This window comes from Priestia sp. JSM ZJ58, assembly GCF_044383985.1.
GTDB lineage: Bacteria > Bacillota > Bacilli > Bacillales > Bacillaceae_H > Priestia > Priestia zanthoxyli.
Window position 1 is genome coordinate 2520892 of sequence record NZ_JBISEM010000001.1, and the last position, 17803, is coordinate 2538694.

16 protein-coding genes and 1 riboswitch are annotated in these 17803 nt (G+C 37.6%); of the genes, 3 read left to right on the forward strand and 13 right to left on the reverse strand.

Annotated features, from left to right (window positions below; translation table 11 throughout):
* Positions 1-7 precede the first annotated feature (7 nt).
* The 7 genes from ACH6EI_RS13350 to ACH6EI_RS13380 all read right to left on the reverse strand — a co-directional run bounded on the left by ACH6EI_RS13350 (position 8) and on the right by ACH6EI_RS13380 (position 7414).
* The gene (locus ACH6EI_RS13350) at positions 8-2089 is read right to left on the reverse strand and encodes a DNA topoisomerase III (protein ID WP_108674700.1); all 2082 of its coding nucleotides are present in this window, start codon (positions 2087-2089) and stop codon (positions 8-10) included.
* Between the two features lie 127 nt (positions 2090-2216).
* Positions 2217-3872, reverse strand: coding sequence for a DUF2339 domain-containing protein (locus ACH6EI_RS13355; protein ID WP_108674699.1), 1656 nt, complete (start codon positions 3870-3872; stop codon positions 2217-2219).
* Positions 3873-4045: 173 nt separating this feature from the next.
* Positions 4046-4282 carry a hypothetical protein gene (locus ACH6EI_RS13360; RefSeq protein ID WP_013056931.1) on the reverse strand — a complete coding sequence of 79 codons (237 nt, stop codon included), beginning with the start codon at positions 4280-4282 and terminating at the stop codon, positions 4046-4048.
* A 101-nt stretch (positions 4283-4383) separates the two neighbouring features.
* A complete protein-coding gene (locus tag ACH6EI_RS13365) occupies positions 4384-4827 on the reverse strand; it encodes a hypothetical protein (RefSeq protein ID WP_108674698.1) in 444 nt (147 codons plus the stop codon).
* 153 nt (positions 4828-4980) lie between these two features.
* Entirely contained in the window at positions 4981-6009 is a 1029-nt protein-coding gene (gene splB / locus ACH6EI_RS13370) for a spore photoproduct lyase (RefSeq protein WP_025752275.1), read from the reverse strand.
* A 111-nt stretch (positions 6010-6120) separates the two neighbouring features.
* On the reverse strand, positions 6121-6369 hold the full coding sequence (locus tag ACH6EI_RS13375) for a transcriptional regulator SplA domain-containing protein (RefSeq protein ID WP_016764006.1): 249 nt from the start codon (positions 6367-6369) through the stop codon (positions 6121-6123).
* Positions 6370-6454: 85 nt separating this feature from the next.
* Positions 6455-7414, reverse strand: coding sequence for a LacI family DNA-binding transcriptional regulator (locus ACH6EI_RS13380; RefSeq protein ID WP_108674697.1), 960 nt, complete (start codon positions 7412-7414; stop codon positions 6455-6457).
* A 124-nt stretch (positions 7415-7538) separates the two neighbouring features.
* Here ACH6EI_RS13380 and ACH6EI_RS13385 point away from each other — a divergent pair, with 124 nt between their 5' ends.
* The gene (locus tag ACH6EI_RS13385; RefSeq protein ID WP_255256027.1) at positions 7539-7667 is read left to right on the forward strand and encodes a hypothetical protein; all 129 of its coding nucleotides are present in this window, start codon (positions 7539-7541) and stop codon (positions 7665-7667) included.
* Between the two features lie 39 nt (positions 7668-7706).
* Here ACH6EI_RS13385 and ACH6EI_RS13390 read toward each other — a convergent pair whose 3' ends face one another.
* From ACH6EI_RS13390 to ACH6EI_RS13400, 3 genes are all read right to left on the reverse strand, one after another.
* Positions 7707-9017 carry a Na+/H+ antiporter NhaC family protein gene (locus ACH6EI_RS13390; protein WP_394530687.1) on the reverse strand — a complete coding sequence of 437 codons (1311 nt, stop codon included), beginning with the start codon at positions 9015-9017 and terminating at the stop codon, positions 7707-7709.
* 85 nt (positions 9018-9102) lie between these two features.
* Positions 9103-9209: riboswitch (SAM riboswitch) on the reverse strand.
* 101 nt (positions 9210-9310) lie between these two features.
* A complete protein-coding gene (locus ACH6EI_RS13395; RefSeq protein ID WP_108674695.1) occupies positions 9311-10078 on the reverse strand; it encodes an ABC transporter permease in 768 nt (255 codons plus the stop codon).
* Complete coding sequence (locus ACH6EI_RS13400) at positions 10071-10982, reverse strand: ABC transporter ATP-binding protein (protein WP_108674694.1); 912 nt, start codon at positions 10980-10982, stop codon at positions 10071-10073. Before ACH6EI_RS13400 ends, ACH6EI_RS13395 begins: the two co-directional genes overlap by 8 nt.
* A gap of 170 nt (positions 10983-11152) precedes the next feature.
* Between ACH6EI_RS13400 and ACH6EI_RS13405 the strand changes: the two genes are divergently transcribed.
* Positions 11153-11593 (forward strand): YtoQ family protein, encoded by a 441-nt coding sequence (locus tag ACH6EI_RS13405; RefSeq protein ID WP_098999817.1) that lies wholly within the window; start codon positions 11153-11155, stop codon positions 11591-11593.
* Positions 11594-11755: 162 nt separating this feature from the next.
* On the opposite strand, the gene ACH6EI_RS13410 is transcribed toward ACH6EI_RS13405, so the two are convergent.
* The 3 genes from ACH6EI_RS13410 to ACH6EI_RS13420 are packed head-to-tail and all read right to left on the reverse strand — an operon-like array spanning position 11756 to position 15662.
* Entirely contained in the window at positions 11756-12967 is a 1212-nt protein-coding gene (locus ACH6EI_RS13410) for a Ger(x)C family spore germination protein (RefSeq protein WP_028413460.1), read from the reverse strand.
* Positions 12951-14078: a spore germination protein gene (locus ACH6EI_RS13415; RefSeq protein WP_098999815.1), complete on the reverse strand. Its 1128-nt coding sequence runs from the start codon at positions 14076-14078 to the stop codon at positions 12951-12953. Before ACH6EI_RS13415 ends, ACH6EI_RS13410 begins: the two co-directional genes overlap by 17 nt.
* 6 nt (positions 14079-14084) lie before the next feature.
* Positions 14085-15662 carry a spore germination protein gene (locus ACH6EI_RS13420; RefSeq protein ID WP_034265842.1) on the reverse strand — a complete coding sequence of 526 codons (1578 nt, stop codon included), beginning with the start codon at positions 15660-15662 and terminating at the stop codon, positions 14085-14087.
* Positions 15663-16167: 505 nt separating this feature from the next.
* Between ACH6EI_RS13420 and ACH6EI_RS13425 the strand changes: the two genes are divergently transcribed.
* Positions 16168-17787 (forward strand): ABC-F family ATP-binding cassette domain-containing protein, encoded by a 1620-nt coding sequence (locus ACH6EI_RS13425; protein WP_013083037.1) that lies wholly within the window; start codon positions 16168-16170, stop codon positions 17785-17787.
* Positions 17788-17803 lie beyond the last annotated feature (16 nt).

Consider the following 17803-nt stretch of genomic DNA (forward strand, 5'->3'; position numbering starts at 1 on the left):
TTCATCGTTACTTATCTTTTTTATCTTGAAGAGCTTGTTTTAAAGCATCCCCCAAGCTTGAACCAAATGCTCCGTCATCGTTATATTTGTTAAGAAGCTTTCGTTCTTCTCGTTTTGAAATCTTTTTCTTTTTGTCCTCAGCTTTTTCCACTACTTGACATGAACGGCATTGGAAGTACGTCCCGGCTTTTCCTGAATGAATTTCCATTCGTTTATGACACTGCGGACAGCGGCGGTTCGATAGTTTAGGGTCTTTTGCGCGTCTATAGCTGCACTCAAGGCTTGAACAAACGAGCACTCTGCCTTGCTTTGTTTTCTTTTCTTTTAAAAACGAACCGCATTCTGGGCATTTAGAGCCCGTTAAATTATGGGGTTTGTACGTTTGATTACTTGTTTTTACTTGTTTAACCAGCTTTTTCGTTTGCTCACGAATATTTGTTAAAAACTCTTTTGCATTTCCTTTTCCTTTAGCAATTGCTTCTAACTCACGTTCCCACTTAGCCGTGAGTTCAGGCGACTTTAACTCATCCGCTACTAGGTCAATTAGCTGCTTTCCTTTTTTGGTTGCATGCAGACGATTGTTTTGGCGATCAATGGATTCGTTTTGCAGAAGCTTTTCAATAATATCTGCACGTGTTGCCGGCGTGCCTAAATTATGTTTTTCCATTTGTCCAAGAAGATCTGCTTCTGTATAGCGCTGCGGCGGCTCTGTAAATGCACTTTTCATCGTTACATCTTGAATGCTCAGCTTGCTGCCTTCTTTCATATCAGGTAGCTTCACCGTTGCTTCTGATTCTCCACCAGAAACTTTTTTAAAGCCTGCATTTACGACTTGCTTTCCGCTTGCTACTAACTGTTCCCCATTGACTTCAAGCTCGGCTTTGACCACTTCATACTCATATGCAGGATAAAATAACGAAATAAATCGCTTTGCAATTAAGTCATACAGCTTTCTTTCATCAGCTGATAAGTCCTGTAAAAACACAGGCTGATCCGTTACGATAATAGCATGGTGATCACTTACTTTCTCGTTATTCACCACTCGTTTTGGCAACTGTGCATTTCTTAAAATTGGGCGAACTTCTTCTTTATATACAGCAGAGATACTTTCCAAGCGCTCCTTCATAGTGGAAACCATATCTGTTGTTAAATAACGAGAATCTGTACGTGGATACGTGACTAATTTATGCTGTTCATATAACTTTTGAAGTACATTTAATGTCTTCTTAGCAGAGAAATTAAAGCGTTTATTAGCATCTCGCTGCAGTTCATTTAAGTCATAAGGAAGCGGCTGCGCTTCTTTATGCATTTTGCGCTTAATTGTGTTTACAACTGCCTCACCTGATAATTTTGAGTGCAGCTCTTTTGCGCGTTTTTCATCAAAAATGCGCTTTTCATTGCCTTTTTGCCAAGCTGCTTCAAAAGATGAAAACTGAGCTGTAAGCGTCCAATATTCACTAGGCTTAAATGTGTTAATTACTTGTTCACGCTCAATTATCATGGCAAGCGTCGGTGTTTGTACCCGCCCTGCCGATAACGGTTCTTCGTATTTAGTCGTTAACGCTCTCGTTACGTTTAAACCGATAAGCCAATCGGCTTCTGAACGGCAAACCGCTGAATCATATAAGCGATTAAATTCTTTTCCTGGTTTTAACTGTTTAAACCCGTCACGAATTGCTTTATCCGTTTGAGACGAAATCCAAAGGCGTTTAAACGGCTTGTTCCAGCGTACCTTTTCCATAATCCAACGTGCTACAAGCTCTCCTTCACGCCCTGCATCAGTCGCAATAATTAACTCTCCAATATCCTTTCTTTTTGCTAGATCGGATACTGTGCGAAACTGAGAGCTCACTTTACGAATTACTTTCAATTTCATTTTCTCAGGCATGATTGGCAGATCTTCTAATCGCCATGTTTTATATTGGTTATCATAATCCTCTGGTGTTTGTAATTCAACTAAATGACCAAGTGCCCATGTTACGACATACTTTGGCCCTTCAATATACCCTTTTTTTGTTTGTGTGCTGCCAAGTACGCGCGCAAGATCACGTGCTACACTTGGCTTTTCTGCTAATACAAGTGATTTCATTTTATGTATACCTCCAATTCACTTGTTCCATTATACATGATTGTATACCTTTTGTACGACTTCAAGGATAAGTTTACATAATCATATTATAATAAAGAAAGCTGAAGAATTTCTCTTCAGCTTCTAGCTACTTCTTTTTATAAAATAGGCGCGAAATAATTAAACCGATGGCTCCTAAGACGATAAATAGTAAGGCACGTATAGCCATTGGAATAAAAGGTAAATCATATAAAACAAGTTTGAAAAGTGTTAAAAATAACAGGCCGACACCGATATACGTGGCTGTTTTAAAGGTTCGAAGTGACCCTATTACGAATGCAGCAATGGCCAAACATAGCCAAACAGCCGTCATAATAAGCGTTTGCGTATTAGCGGAAAGATCATTGGTGCCAGCGTTCGTCACTTCCGTTGCAAAAATTAAAGAAAGAATAGAAAAAACAATACTTCCTCCAATTTTGAACGTATCGTGCTCATCTTTTTCTGTTTTTTGAATACTGATCCATACAAATACTAGAATAGAAGCTAACACAACAACCCAATTTAATGTCGGAAGAGACAGCACTTGTTCGATTGGTGTAACTAAGATATACGTGGCACTCAGTATATAAATCGTATAAGAAAACAGTTGATGAAGTAGATTTTTATACGTCATGGCGATATAGTAAACAGCAAGTCCTTGAATCACATATAAAATGGCTCCTTCTCTTAAATCGACGAGCTGATGAATAAAAAACGCTACTGCAACAATTAAATAGGTAATAAAAAATTCAAATTTCTCTTTAGAACTTCTTACTGTGTAAACACCTAATGCGTAAATAATAACTAGCGCAAGCAGCACCATGGTGGTCGTGCCATCGTCAAAAACGGCAAGCAGCCAGCCGTACGTAACTGCTAAACTCGATAGAAGGGTAAACGCATATACTTGGAGTACGGATTGCGATAGAAAAAAACTAGAAATTAAGCATAAATGCTGAATCAGAATCGCCATACCTAATAACTCTTTTACACCATTATCACCAACAAACGAATAATAAATGAGTAGCGTAAAATTTAGTAGTACCGCGGAAAGAACATATAAAATTGAATATTTTTGTTTGATTGCCACATATAAAAAGGCAATATACAGAAGCGTTTCATAGCCAATGAAAACGAGCGCATTAGGCGAATTACTTTCAATAAGAAAAGGAACTAGTACGCCTCCAACCGCGCTAATAACCCCTAATGCCTGTGAACGATAAAAGACTGTCGCGATAATCCCTAAGATAATCCAGCTCGTATTTAGTATAAAAGCAAGCGTTGGTCCCGCTAAATGATATAGGCTATGCATCGCAAACGTCGTTAACATGAGAATAGGAATAGCTCCTCCTACAAGTACTTGCCCGAGCACCAACCTACCCTTTTTAATTTGGAAATGACCTGTCACAGCAAAACCTATTGAAACAACGAAACCGAGAACAACTTTTACTTTTTCATTCATTAATCCATAGTCAGAGGCTGCTTTAAATCCCCATAGCACGCCAATAATAAATACAAAAATAAAGATTCTCGGTAGCCATATTTGAAAAAGGACTTTTTCCCAATCAACAGGTTCTTCTATTACCTGTGAACTTTTAGCTGCTGTCTGAATAGGACGTTTAGCTGTCTCTTCGCGCCGCTGAGGAGGAGCGTGAACTGCTTTTGGCCTTGGAGAATTTGTTTTATATACAAGCGACTTTAGTCTGGCTACGTCTTCTTCTAAACTGCTTATTTTTCGTTCAAGTTCTTCTATTCTTTCTTTTTCCATATTTCCTCACCCTTTCTCTTTAAAGTATTTGTGATTTTTATATGTATATCTTACAACACTTAACTATTATACCATTAAAAGGAATAACACTTAGAAACATTCTATTTTTGGCAAAAAAAAATACAGCGCCCTTTTCAAAAGAAAAGTTCGTTGTATAGGATGTGCTGCATTTTTTATGTCACTTTCTCGCTGTATGTACTATGAAATCCCGCTTCGATGTGGGCTACTTGAAAACTATGGTGACCAATTAAATATTTAACAATATCCACACGGTCAATTTTACCGGGCTTATTGTTCATTGCTTCTCGCACCATAGATTGAAATGTTTCTTTGCAAAACTTCTTTTCATGAAGCAGAATCGTTTCACAATACTCTTCATGGTCTCCCTCTGAAATACGATAATAATGCATTTCTTTCACCCCTTTTTAATGTTATACCTATTACATACCCCAAATATTGCTATTTTAACAAATTAATTTTATTATTCTTTATTTTTCCATTTATATATGGTTTACAGCGCAACGTTTCGAAACTCTTCGTTATAAATGCTAATTTGAAGCCGCTGAGAAAAACGTTCTTGTTCGATATATGTTTCAGGCATTAATCCAACAGGATATACCTTAGGGTTTTCGCCACTTCCTAATATGTATACATACATCTTTCCTTCGCTTGTATATCGAACCTTCGTGGAAATACCCCCTTGCCCTTGAAGAGGCGCATAAACAGCTCTTACATTATCTCTTATTTCTTGTACAAATCCATGTAGTTCAATATCAGAATCATAGTAATGGTTTGCTTCATACAAGCCGTAAATACGAGACTTATCGATATCGCATAATATGTTCCAAAATTCAGATAAATCTTCTTGGAACAACACTTGAATAAAATTCCGTGCAGCTTCTTTCTGTTCTTTTGTTAATTCTTTTGTTAGCGCAAACTCTTCATTTTTTAACACCTCAGTCACCTCCCTTTTGTATGTAATACGACAAGAGATAAAAATAACCTCTTTTTTTCAACTTATTAGCAAGCAATTTATTTTTTTACATTAAAAATTGAAAAGTTATTTTGACTAAGGCATCAGAATAACTTTTCAATTACTGTAGAATAATTACGTAAAATATTCGATTTTTGCATTTGGAAAATACTGATCAATGTAATATTCTAATGTTTCTCTTAATTCTTGTTCTTCATCTTTTGCGTATACATATTTTCCAATTCCGTAACGCCCCCATTTGTAGCGGCGCTCCTCTTCATTCATTTCAAGCTTCGTTTTTGGATAATTTTTCTCAATTACCCGCTTGGCCGGCTTGGTAAAGCGATGCTGAATCATTTCAAACGTAATATCATCTCTTGACTCCTCAGGTATAGAGGCGTCAAGCTTTTCAAACAGCTGACGGTACCCCTCTTGCCAACCTTCATGAATGTAAATAGGGGCCACAATAAAACCAAGTGGATATCCCGCTTTTGCGACTTTATTAGCAGCTTCAATCCGGTAATCGAGAGGAGATGTACCAGGTTCAAAGTTTTTTATAACATAATCTGCATTTATGCTAAAGCGAAAGCGCGTGCGACCATTATGTTTAGCATCCAATAAATGATCCACGTGATGAAACTTAGTCACAAAGCGCAGTTGACCTAGTTCACTTTCTCCAAAATATTCAATCGCGCGTTTTAATGAATGTGTTAAATGGTCAATTCCTACGATGTCAGATGTACAAGCCGCTTCAAATCGCGTTATTTGAGGGGCTCTTTCCTGCATATATTGTTCTGCTTGACCTAATATTTCTTCAACATTCACATACGTGCGAATATATGGTTTGCTTCCCATTGTTGTCTGCAAATAACAATAGTGACAGTGCCCCATACACCCTGTTGCAAAAGGTATTGCATATTCAGCTGACGGTTTAGATGTATCAAATTTCAAGGTTTTACGCACACCAACTACTAAAGTAGACTTGGCATTCCGATATTTTTGCAAATCATTTTTTCCCGGTATATTACGCACTTGATTATGAGAAGTTGTTTGACGAATCTCAATTCCCATCTTCTCAAATTTTTCTTTTAATTGAACACCAAGCGGGTACTCCATTGCCCCTGGTTCAATGTATACTAATTGAGGTACAAAAGGTTTTATCATCATGTACACTTCCTTTTTTCTAATACTAATAGCGTTTGAAAAACAAAAAGACTCTATCCTTGGTAATTATTTTTCACACAAAAAAAGCTCTCTGTTTAAGAGAGCCTTGCGTCAGTCATATTGTTCATAATCAAATATCTTGTTATACATTTTCTCTGCTTCTTCATACGTTGAATACACCGCATCATCTTCAGCTAACAAATGATAAGACTCATGTAAAAAGAGCGCTTTTTCGCCTTTGTTTTCAGGATGTTCAACAATTTCAGCTTGATTAATATTGGCAACGTTTGCCGTATGAGGATTTCGATAAATAACAAATACTTGATCTCCCACTTGATATTCTTTTTTCTCCACGATCATCATCCTTTTCTTCTTACTTTACTCGTATGATGTCCGCTTTTGCTCATTTTATCCGGTAAAAACACCCCATAACGTCATCAAGAATTTATACGCTTTTACGCTCGATAAACCGAAAAGGAAGCTCAATTTTTTGAAGATCCTTGCTCCCGACTAGTTTAAAAAGCGTTTCTCCCATTTCTTTAAGCGGAAGTTCGATCGTTGTAATTTGTAAATAAGAAGAAAGCGGATGATTATCAAAACCAATGATAGCTAAATCGCCTGGAACTGACATACCAGCTTGTTCGCACTGAGCTTTTATTCCGATAGCTACTTGATCGTTTGTTACTAAAAGCGCCTGAGGCCGATTTTTCATCTGCACTAGTTTTTCCACCACTTTTTCACCGTCTGTCACGTTCAAACAGCCTTGAAAAACCCATTCTGGATGATAAGGCTGATTTATTCTTTCTACATATTCTTTGTATGCTTGTTGCCTCTGTTGACTATTTGTACCCGTCATTCTTCCAATACAATAGCCAATATCCGTATATCCTTTTTCTTTTAAATACATGAGCGCTTTCTTAAAAGCTGCATAATGATCAACGTATACGGAGCGAATAGAACGATTTTGTACGTTTTCGCACACGGCTATCGGCCCGTACTGCTGATAATATTCAATCGTGCTCCACCTGCTTGCTCTAGAACAAATAATCACTCCATCAACCTGCTTTGTTTTTAGCATATGAAGCGCTTCTTCTTCTTTTTTTACATCATAGTTCGTCTGACAAATAACAAGCTGATACTGCTTTTCTAATGCTTGAGAGGCCACTCCTTCTAAAAGCAGACTGAAATAAGGATGGTTAATAAAAGGCAAGACGACGGCAATCATATTTGTTTTCCCTTTTGATAAGTGAACGGCATTAATATTTTGTTCGTAATTAAGTTCTTGAATTACTTCTTCTACCAGACGGCGCTTTTCTTCTTTTACATACGGATGATGATTTAAAACCCGTGACACGGTCGAAACAGATACACCAGCTTTTTTTGCGATATCTCGGATATTTGTCATGTTTTCACCTTTTTCTCTTGCGCTGAAACGCGTTTCATACTTTATTCTCATTATAAAGTGAAACAGCAATAAGCTAAACCCGTTACAATCATGTTTTTATTCACTTATATAAGGAGGTCATATCATGGGTATTTTATTATTCATTTTATTATGCGGAATTGAAATCGGAGGAGCGGCTTATGCACTTAAACAAAATGAGACACTTTGGAAGGAGCTAGATGAAGAAAAGCCGACTGATTTTTTCAAACAGTAAAAAACCCTTAAAAAGAATGTTCTTTTTAAGGGTTTGATATTACGCAACTTCTTTAGATGATTTTGATTTTTTATTTAAACGAGGAAAGCCAATTACAATCGCAATGATACCGCAAACCGCTGTTAACATTGGATAGAATGTAAATGGAATAATCTCAATCGGTGAAACTTTAGCAAATCCTGCTGCTAGAAGCATTTGTGCACCGTAAGGGATAAGCCCTTGAACGCTGCATGAAAACAAGTCGAGCAGACTGGCTGATTTACGATTATCAATTGAATACTTATCAGCGATTTCTTTCGCTAACGGACCTGCTGTAATAATTGAAATCGTGTTATTAGCCGTGGCTAAATTGGTTAAACTTACTAATCCAGCGATACTGAATTCTCCGCCTTTTTTTGTTTGAATGCGTCGTGTTAATAAGTTCAATAAGAACTGAATACCGCCGTTATAGCGAATGAGTTCAACCATTCCGCCAATTAAAAGAGATAAAATAATTAATTCCGACATTCCGCCAATACCTTCTGTCACAGTTTTAGCAAGAGAAGAAAGCGTGTAGCTTCCGTCAGCTAATCCAATCACGCCGGCTAATACAATTCCTCCGGTTAAAATGCTTAATACGTTTGCACCAAATATGGCAGCAACTAGTACGCCGACATAAGGCAAGATTTTAAACCAGCTAAAACCTTTAATTTCTACTGATGATGTATTGCCTAGCGTCATTACAAGTAATAAAACTACCGTAACAATCGCTGCAGGAAGTACGATAAAAAAGTTTACTTTTAATTTATCTGACATATTTGTTTTTTGCGTACGAACTGCCGCAATGGTTGTATCAGAGATTATAGATAAATTATCTCCAAACATTGCACCACCAATAACAGCGGCAATTGCCAATGTAATGGATACATGCGCTTGCTCACTGATCCCTACAGCGATAGGCCCTAACGCAGCGATTGTTCCCATTGACGTTCCCATCGAAATTGAAATGAATGCGCCAATAACAAAGATTCCAACTACCACTAAGCTTTGCGGAAGCACAGACAGAGCTAAGTTTACCGTTGAATCAACAGCTCCCATGCCTTTAGCAACTTGAGAAAAAGCACCTGCTAAAATAAAAATAAGCACCATAATAATGATATCAGGATGCCCTGCTCCTTTAGCAAAACGCTCCACTTTTACATTAAATGAATCTTTGCGGTTCATAGCCAGCGCCACAATGGCTGCAATGATAATGGCTACTAATACAGGCAGTTTATAAAAATCTCCCGTTATAATTCCTGATCCGACAAACAGGACTAAAAAGACACCCAGCGGTAACAGCGCCCAGCCGTTTCCTTTTTGTTGTTCCATTCTTAACACCTCTTGTTTACGTAATAAAAAAAGACCTCTTCTTATTGATAAGAAGAGGTCTCTTATTTGTATCATAAGATTACCCTTCTCATCTTCCAAACGAAACATCGTCTGCTGGATTTGGCACCGCACTGCGTACAGCCAGTTGCCGAGACATCATAGGGCCAGTCCCTCCGTCTCTCTTGATAAGAAGTTTATAGTTGTTTTAAAAATAGTCTTTCACTACTGTAATCTCTTTTTATTTAATTGTCAAATGCTATTTTAGAAAAATATATAGTGTGAAAATTCTCACATCAATTAGCTACGTCACGTTTTAAAAACGCTGCCCAAGCTACGCCCATAAAGAAGGCAAAGTGTGCAACTAAAATGAAGATTGAAAATGGAATCGTCATGCCGTCAAACATCGTCTTCATTCCGTCCATATACTGCACAAAGTTTGTGTTGGCGAACAGTAAAAATTTCCCCCACCATAAACCAAACTGTGATACTATTCCAGTTACTGCTTTCGCCCCGATACTTACGACAATAGCTAGACTAGAAGCAAGCGCGCTGTTTCTAAATAAAGACGACAGCATAAAAGCAAACGTCATCATCATAAACGTTTCCATATACGCACTGTCATACGTAAGCGTAATGTTTTTAAGCAGCTGCGCATCTCCTTCTAGACTGGTAAAGCCAAAGAACAATGCTCCCCATACAAACGAAAAAAGCAAATAGCTTAGTAAATAATATAAGCTAATTAAAATGAGGGTTAGATACTTGGATGCTAAAATCGTTGAGCGTCTAGCCGGGCGAATTAAAAGAAGCTTAATGGTACCTGCTTCAAACTCTTTTGCAACCATTGACCCTCCAACAGCAAGCGCGAAAAATTGAACGAGAATCAGCATACCCGAACTAAATGACAAGAAGTGTAAGAGGTTGTCTTCTGTTCCTGCACTGTTTGACACTTTCTTCACTAAAAGAGCCATACAAAGAGTTAAAATGCCGATTGTAATAAACGTGATTTTTGTACTTCTTTTGTGAAACCATTTCATGTGTTCATTTTGAATTAACTTAAGCATGATGCTCTCCTTCCGTAACGGACATAAAGGAATCTTCAAGCGTCTCATGAACAGGAGTGATTCGGTAGACTAAAATATCGCTGTCCACTAATTTTCTATTCACAGCTGGAATTTGTTCTTTCATAATCACTACGTCAATACTATCGGATTTTATTGTTACTTGGAATTCTTGAGATAAAAGATCCGCTGCTTTTTGCGCGTCAGATACTTCAAATTCTACATACATCCCTTGATCTTGACGATTTGGAGATAGATCTTGAATAGCTTTTAACTCGCCGTTTTGAATAATACCAACGCGGTCACATAGTGCTTCTACCTCTTTTAATAAGTGGCTCGCGATTAAAATTGAAATTCCTTCTTCCCTGCAAAGCGTTTGTAAATATGTACGAAATTCTCTCATTCCCGCTGGGTCTAGACCGTTTGTTGGCTCGTCTAGTAAAAGCAATGCAGGTTTATGTAAAATAGCTTGAGCTACTCCTAAACGCTGTCTCATCCCAAGAGAATACGTCTTCACTTTTGCATGAATGCTGTTTTCAAGTTTTACTAGCGCAATGACTTCATCCAAGCGTTCTAATGTGATGCCTTCATGCATATTAGCAAAGTGTTTTAAATTTTGATAGCCCGTCAGATAATCATAGAACTCAGGGTTTTCAATAATCGCTCCAATTGATTTCATAGCTGATGTAAACTGTTCCTTTAAAGGAAAGCCGTTAACGGTAATCGTTCCCTCTGTTTCTTTAATGAGTCCTACGACGGTACGAATTAGCGTTGTCTTTCCAGAGCCATTCGGACCAAGCAACCCGAAAATCTCACCGCGCTCAACCGATAAGGATACATCATGCAAAATGGTTTTCTTCCCAATTACTTTACTGACATGATCTACTTGTAGCACTGTTTCTGTCATCATGTACATCCTTTCTTTAATTAGCAATACGCCTTCTATTGTTTCTCTTTTTTAACTATTTGTCTACTATAACCTTATTTTTGGAAAAGTAGCTCATTCAAATCATTCGTATTATCCGCTTACATTTGATAAAATAAAACAAACTTTAGTTAGAGGAGGACTTCTACATAATGAACTTAACCGTATACCTTGCCGGGCAAATTCACGATAACTGGCGAGACGAAATTAAAAACCAAGCGGAACAATTAAACCTTCCCCTTACCTTTGTCGGTCCCATGACAGACCATGACCGCTCCGACAACATTGGAGAAGAAATTTTAGGAAAACAGCCTAACGCTGTCTTAAAAGATGAAGCTGCTTCTCAAATTAATAATTTACGCACGCAGGTGCTCCTTAAAAAATCTGATGTGGTCATTGCTTTATTTGGTGAAAAATACAAGCAGTGGAACAGCTCAATGGATGCAGCGACAGCCATCGCATTAGATAAACCGCTAATTTTGGTTCGCCCTGAAAAACTGCACCACCCGCTTAAAGAACTGTCAAACAAAGCCCAAGTTGTAGTCGAAACGCCAGAACAGGCTCTTCAAGCACTAGCTTATATTTTTGAATAACAACAAATAAGAGCTGTCGAAAACCGGCAGCTCTTATTTGTTGTTTGTTGAAGGCTCTGTACGAAGCATACGATGAGTATTTCGTGGGAAGTTCCGAGATTATTATTTTTTTAGGTTTTTTTCATTTTTGACATAACGATAAGCAAAGTTACAGTCGGGTGCTTACTTTTTTGACCCGGATGCTCCATAATCTTTAATCGTTAACTTCACATCATAGTTAATTGGCACTTCACTAAATGTTTGATCCCAATTTCCTTTGACCCTCATCCATGTTCTAGGCTGCTTAATTCTCAATTGATTTCCGAAACCTGCAACATCAACTTTATATTTTGTTTGCATTTTTTCTAGTACGTTTCTTACCAGGTACTTTACTTTTTTTTCTGAAGTTTTTTGCGCATTCTGTAAAAATTGATTATTAAAAGAGCTCCCTGAGGTCATCCAACTTTCAGATAGCCTTCCCACTGATTCAATGTGTACATCAAAAGAGATATTATCTCCTTTAACATGGGGTTGAATGTGACTTTTCATAGACTCTATTTCATATACAATCAGCTGACCGGTCTTTTTATCAAAGCTTTTTACTAGCCCGCCTTTCCCTTTCCCTGTAATCCAAGCCAAACCATCTAGTTCTTCTTCATTCAAAAAACCAATCATTTTGCTTGTTTCCCCTTTAATTATACCAGCACCCGCAAATTTGATTTCTCCATTTGCTGATAATACATTTTGCAATAGAAAACTAGATCCAGTTTGAATCTTGCTTGCTAATTTAATAAGCGGCATGGGCGGTAAAACCCGCGTTGTTCGATACGTATTGTCTATCATTCCATACAGGTGAAAAGCTGGGATCTCTCCTGCTGTTTTTGATTCTAACGTGTCGCTAGCTCTTCCTTTACTAATAAACACAAGGCAACTAGGTCTAAAATCATTGTCCCGAAGAGTTTGGTCCACTAATTGCTCTAAACTATACGCTCGTGCAAGGGCCTCACTGATAACCATTACTTTCATATGAGGACTAGTTAAAGGAGTGTCACTTCTTAAAGATAATTCACGAAGCATTTGAAAAGGAGAATCTCCTGTTTCCGAAATATTTACGTAAGATTTCTGCTGCGGTCCTCCTTGTTTAGTGGTTGAACTTGCGACTTGAGGAGTGATAAGTTGATAAGTTGACGTAATCAGGTTCTTTTTAGTATACCCTTCTCCTTGTTCATCAAATTCTTTTTCAGCTATGGACTCCTTACCTTTATCATAGGCCACACCCACTCCAAAACTTTGCTCTTCAATTTCATGACTGCTCCAGCAGCCTGCCAGAGGAAAGAGCAAAAAAACAGAAAACAAAACCAATAGGTACTGGAAATGGTTAAAGGTTTGTTTCATATTTTACTCCCTTTACTTTTGAAATAATGAGAAGAAGCAGCGGCAAAAAGCCAAATAAAACTAAGGCGATATTGCCAATCATATCTCCCAATTTAAATACATCATTAATATTTTTAGGAATCATGGAAATAAGATATATGACCGGAAGCAAACCATACATAAATGGATGAATGTTTTTTTTGAAAAGCTGAGACAGTCCTAATGAAGCGGCGTAATGGTTAATAGTAAAAGAAGCAAACATCTGCATGATCCATACAACTAGAAGCAAGGAATCAAATCGTTCAAAAATCAAGCCTGTCAGCTCAAAACTCCTTATTAAATCAAGCGTTGGCCATGTTCTTATTACTACTCCATCAATCGATAACGCTCCAATCACCATTACAACAGTAATCACATAAATAAATATAGGAATAGTAATTCCAACTAGCACAGCTTTTCCTGCTTTGTGCGGTTCTTTCATAAAAGCTAAAATGATTAACATGACTTCAGGACCGGTGAATGCAAGAGCAGTTGTTTTTACCCCTTTTAATACAGGAAGGACTCCTGATCCAAGTACGGGGCGCAGATTATCTATTTCAAATATTTTCATACTCATAAAAGCTACCAGTAAAAAAAGAATAACGGTAATAGGGAATATAATTTCAAACAGTCGAGCGATCGGATTAATGCCCCCTCTAATTAAATAGAGGCTTATCCACATAAATGGCATAATAATAGCCCACGTCGGCGTTCCTTCCAGCAAGAGATATCCGGTTACTTCTGCCAATGAACGGGCGTGAAAACCACCAAGCAGTAAAAAATAACCTATCATAAGTAAGCTAATTAACTTACTCAACCATTTCCCTGTAATTTCTTTACTGTATTGATAAAACGTCTTTCCAGGGAATTTCCGGCTTAACTTCACCATGATTATCGCTGCTATCATGGTGACTATTCCTCCTAGAATAACAGTTAACCACACATCTGGTGTTTTCACTTGTTCCGCAGCTGTTCGAGGCAACGTCAGAATACCAGTTCCAAGTATAAAATTGATGACAATAATAGCTGTTTGTGGCGTCGTAATACGATCTTTTGAATTTATCATTACCTCTGATTCACTTCCTTTTATCATAAGCTGCTATCCTTTTCGTAGAGAATCTTTGGTGTGCATCATCTTTGGACGTCTTTTCATCATCATAAGAGGCATACGGACCATCAAGTCTTTCCATTCACTTAAACGATAGGGTACCGCTGGACTCATGTAAGATACGCCAAAACTTTTTAGTTTCACCAAATGACTGGTCATAAAAAGGAAAAATAAAACGACGCCGTATAATCCAAGTATGGCAGCACATAGCATAGCTATGAAGCGAAGAATACGCAATGAAATCCCGACGCTATATTGCGGAATAGCAAACGATGAAATGGCAGTTAACGCCACAATAATCACTAAAATAGGGCTAACAATCCCTGCCTGCACAGCAGCTTCTCCAATAATTAATCCACCGACAATTCCCATTGCTGGACCAATTGGTTTTGGTAATCTGAGTCCAGCTTCTCTCAAGATTTCGATAGCTATTTCCATGAATAAGGCTTCTATAAGGGCTGGAAACGGCACTCCAGACTTTGTTCCTATAATGGAAATAGCCAATTTAGTCGGAATCATCCCTGGGTGGAACGAAATAAAAGCAATATACAAAGCCGGTGTAAAAAGGGAAAGAACTACTGCAATATAACGAAGAAAACGAATAAATGTACCGGGAATCCACCTTTCATAATAATCTTCCGGCGACTGTAGCATCATGCTAAACGTAACGGGGGCAATCAAAGCAAAAGGCGTCCCGTCTAATAAGATGGCTACTCTCCCTTCCATCAAAGCAGCAATTACACGATCAGGACGCTCCGTATTCTGCACCTGAGGAAATAGGCTAAGGTAATTATCTTCAATGAGTTGTTCCACATATCCTGACTCCGGTACATTATCAAGATCAATTTTTTTAATTCGTTTTTCTACTTCTTCAACTAGTTCTGGATCAACAATTTCCTTTATGTAAGCAACAACTAAGTCTTTTTTGGAACGCTTTCCTACTTGAAATTTCACCAGCGACAAATTTTCAATGTCTCCGCTTCCTCTTAATAAAGAAGTATTATCACTTAAAGATTCAGTGAAGCCTACTCTCGGCCCTCTCACTAATGCTTCTGATACGGGCTCTTCAATCGTCCTTGTTTTCACTTTGCTTGTACCAAGAATTAAGGCAGGTGATATTCCGTCAATTAAAAGAGCCGTAGATCCTGTTAAGACTTTTGATGTTACTTCTTTAATGAAATGAACCTCTTCTACATCACTGATTGATAATACTTGGCTTTTAATAAACTGTTTTGAAAGGCTTTCCTTTACGTAAAGCTGATCTTGTTGGTATTCTTTTGAAAAATCAGCCATCAATGATGACAAAATATGTTTTTCAATAAGATCTTTATCTGATAGCCCCTCTACAAAAATAATAGCTGCCTGAATGCCTGTACGTCCTATAATAAACTCCCGAAAATGAACGTCGGAGTTATGACCAATTTCATTTTTAACTGCTTTTAGAGTTAAAGCTAAATGATCCGTAACATGATTAGATGAATTTTGAGATGTAAATTCCTGTTTGTTTTCCTTTTCATTCGCATGGTTTCCTATTTTTTTTATTGTTGATCTCCATTTTTTCACTTTCATCACTCTTCCTCTGAATTACGAATCCCGCTTAATAATTTGTAGATTATATACGGGATGAAAAAAACCAGAACTGCTTGTATAAAAACTGGCCCTTCTGGAAGATAGGAAACAACTAATTTCCACATAATCATCACCCTATTTATGTCCATATCAAAGCAATTTTAGAAATAAGCATCCGTAAAATATCAGTGTTTACTTCATAGAAATTCTTTTATTTACCAGGTAGTATTATTCTTCTTTTTGTTTCTTATACAAAGGAATACAACATCCATCTTAAAAATGAAAAAGAGCTGCTTACTGAAGGCTTAGATATACTAGTTTGCTGCTCAAAGTTTTGGTGAATGCTAGAATAATCAAGCGTTACCGCTCAAAAAATCCCTTAAATGGTTGACGAGTGCTTAAAGTGTCGGTTACACTTTATGTTTGAAATATTGTATTCATATCGCTCTTATCTCAAAAGAATGGTATAATTTTATAGATATTGAATTTGGAGGACTGCTCATACATGATTACAGTTAGTAATGTAAGTTTACGATTTGGCGACCGAAAGTTATTTGAAGATGTGAATATTAAATTCACGCCTGGTAACTGCTATGGATTAATCGGCGCAAACGGTGCTGGAAAATCAACGTTTTTAAAAATTTTATCTGGTGAAATTGAATCTCAGACTGGTGATGTACATATGGGCCCTGGCGAACGCCTTGCTGTCTTAAAACAGAACCACTTCGAATATGAAGATCAAGAAGTTATGAAAACCGTTATTATGGGGCACGCTCGCCTTTATGAAGTAATGCAAGAAAAAGATGCTATTTATATGAAAGCAGACTTCACAGATGAAGACGGAATGAAAGCAGCTGAGCTTGAAGGTGAATTTGCTGAATTAAACGGTTGGGAAGCAGAATCAGAAGCGGCTATTCTTTTAAAAGGATTAGGTATTTCTGAAGATCTTCACGCAAAAAAAATGGCTGAACTAACGGGTAGTGAAAAAGTAAAAGTGCTTCTTGCACAAGCTTTATTCGGAAAACCTGATGTATTACTTCTAGATGAGCCTACGAATAACTTGGATATCCAAGCAATTCAATGGTTAGAAGAGTTCTTAATTAACTTTGAAAACACAGTCATTGTTGTATCACATGACCGTCACTTCTTAAACAAAGTATGTACGCACATTGCTGACCTTGACTTCAGTAAAATCCAAGTCTACGTTGGTAACTATGATTTCTGGTATGAATCAAGTCAATTAGCACAAAAAATGGCGTCAGATGCAAACAAGAAAAAAGAAGAAAAAATTAAAGAGCTTCAAGCCTTTATCGCTCGCTTTAGCGCAAATGCATCGAAATCAAAACAAGCAACGTCTCGTAAAAAATTGCTTGATAAAATTTCATTAGATGACATCCGTCCTTCTTCTCGTCGTTACCCATACGTGAACTTCACGCCGGAACGTGAGATTGGAAATGACGTACTTCGCGTTGAAGGTTTAACAAAAACAATTGACGGCGTAAAAGTACTTGATAACGTAAGCTTTATTATGAATAAAGATGACAAGATTGCTCTTGTAGGCCGAAACGAACTTGCAAATTCAACATTAATGAAGATTTTAATGGGTGAAATGGAAGCAGACAGCGGTACGTACAAATGGGGTGTCACAACGTCTCAAGCCTTTTTCCCAAAAGACAACTCCGAGTACTTTGAAAACGGAGATTTAAACTTAGTAGACTGGCTGCGTCAGTATTCACCTAATGATCAAAGCGAAAGCTTCTTACGCGGTTTCTTAGGTAGAATGCTATTCTCTGGTGAAGAAGTGTTGAAAAAAGCCAACGTTCTTTCCGGAGGAGAAAAAGTTCGCTGTATGCTTTCTAAAATGATGCTAAGCGGTTCAAACGTTCTTTTACTAGACGACCCTACGAATCACCTTGACTTAGAATCAATCACAGCACTAAATAATGGACTTATCAGCTACAAAGGTTCAATGATTTTCACATCTCATGACCATCAGTTCGTTGAAACGATTGCAAATCGTGTAATTGAAATTACGCCAAATGGAGTAATTGACAAGCAAATGACGTACGATGAGTATTTAGAAGACAGCAACCTGCAAAAACAAGTAGCTAGTATGTACGCTTAATAAGAAATCCCCTTTC

Coding starts and splice junctions, on each gene's coding strand:
- ACH6EI_RS13350 (WP_108674700.1), bottom strand. CDS start 2,089: ATGAAATCACTTGTATTAGCAGAAAAGCCAAGTGTAGCACGTGATCTT.
- ACH6EI_RS13355 (WP_108674699.1), bottom strand. CDS start 3,872: ATGGAAAAAGAAAGAATAGAAGAACTTGAACGAAAAATAAGCAGTTTA.
- ACH6EI_RS13360 (WP_013056931.1), bottom strand. CDS start 4,282: ATGCATTATTATCGTATTTCAGAGGGAGACCATGAAGAGTATTGTGAA.
- splB (WP_025752275.1), bottom strand. CDS start 6,009: ATGATAAAACCTTTTGTACCTCAATTAGTATACATTGAACCAGGGGCA.
- ACH6EI_RS13375 (WP_016764006.1), bottom strand. CDS start 6,369: ATGATCGTGGAGAAAAAAGAATATCAAGTGGGAGATCAAGTATTTGTT.
- ACH6EI_RS13380 (WP_108674697.1), bottom strand. CDS start 7,414: ATGACAAATATCCGAGATATCGCAAAAAAAGCTGGTGTATCTGTTTCG.
- ACH6EI_RS13385 (WP_255256027.1), top strand. CDS start 7,539: ATGGGTATTTTATTATTCATTTTATTATGCGGAATTGAAATCGGAGGA.
- ACH6EI_RS13390 (WP_394530687.1), bottom strand. CDS start 9,017: ATGGAACAACAAAAAGGAAACGGCTGGGCGCTGTTACCGCTGGGTGTC.
- ACH6EI_RS13395 (WP_108674695.1), bottom strand. CDS start 10,078: ATGCTTAAGTTAATTCAAAATGAACACATGAAATGGTTTCACAAAAGA.
- ACH6EI_RS13400 (WP_108674694.1), bottom strand. CDS start 10,982: ATGACAGAAACAGTGCTACAAGTAGATCATGTCAGTAAAGTAATTGGG.
- ACH6EI_RS13405 (WP_098999817.1), top strand. CDS start 11,153: ATGAACTTAACCGTATACCTTGCCGGGCAAATTCACGATAACTGGCGA.
- ACH6EI_RS13410 (WP_028413460.1), bottom strand. CDS start 12,967: ATGAAACAAACCTTTAACCATTTCCAGTACCTATTGGTTTTGTTTTCT.
- ACH6EI_RS13415 (WP_098999815.1), bottom strand. CDS start 14,078: ATGATAAAAGGAAGTGAATCAGAGGTAATGATAAATTCAAAAGATCGT.
- ACH6EI_RS13420 (WP_034265842.1), bottom strand. CDS start 15,662: ATGAAAGTGAAAAAATGGAGATCAACAATAAAAAAAATAGGAAACCAT.
- ACH6EI_RS13425 (WP_013083037.1), top strand. CDS start 16,168: ATGATTACAGTTAGTAATGTAAGTTTACGATTTGGCGACCGAAAGTTA.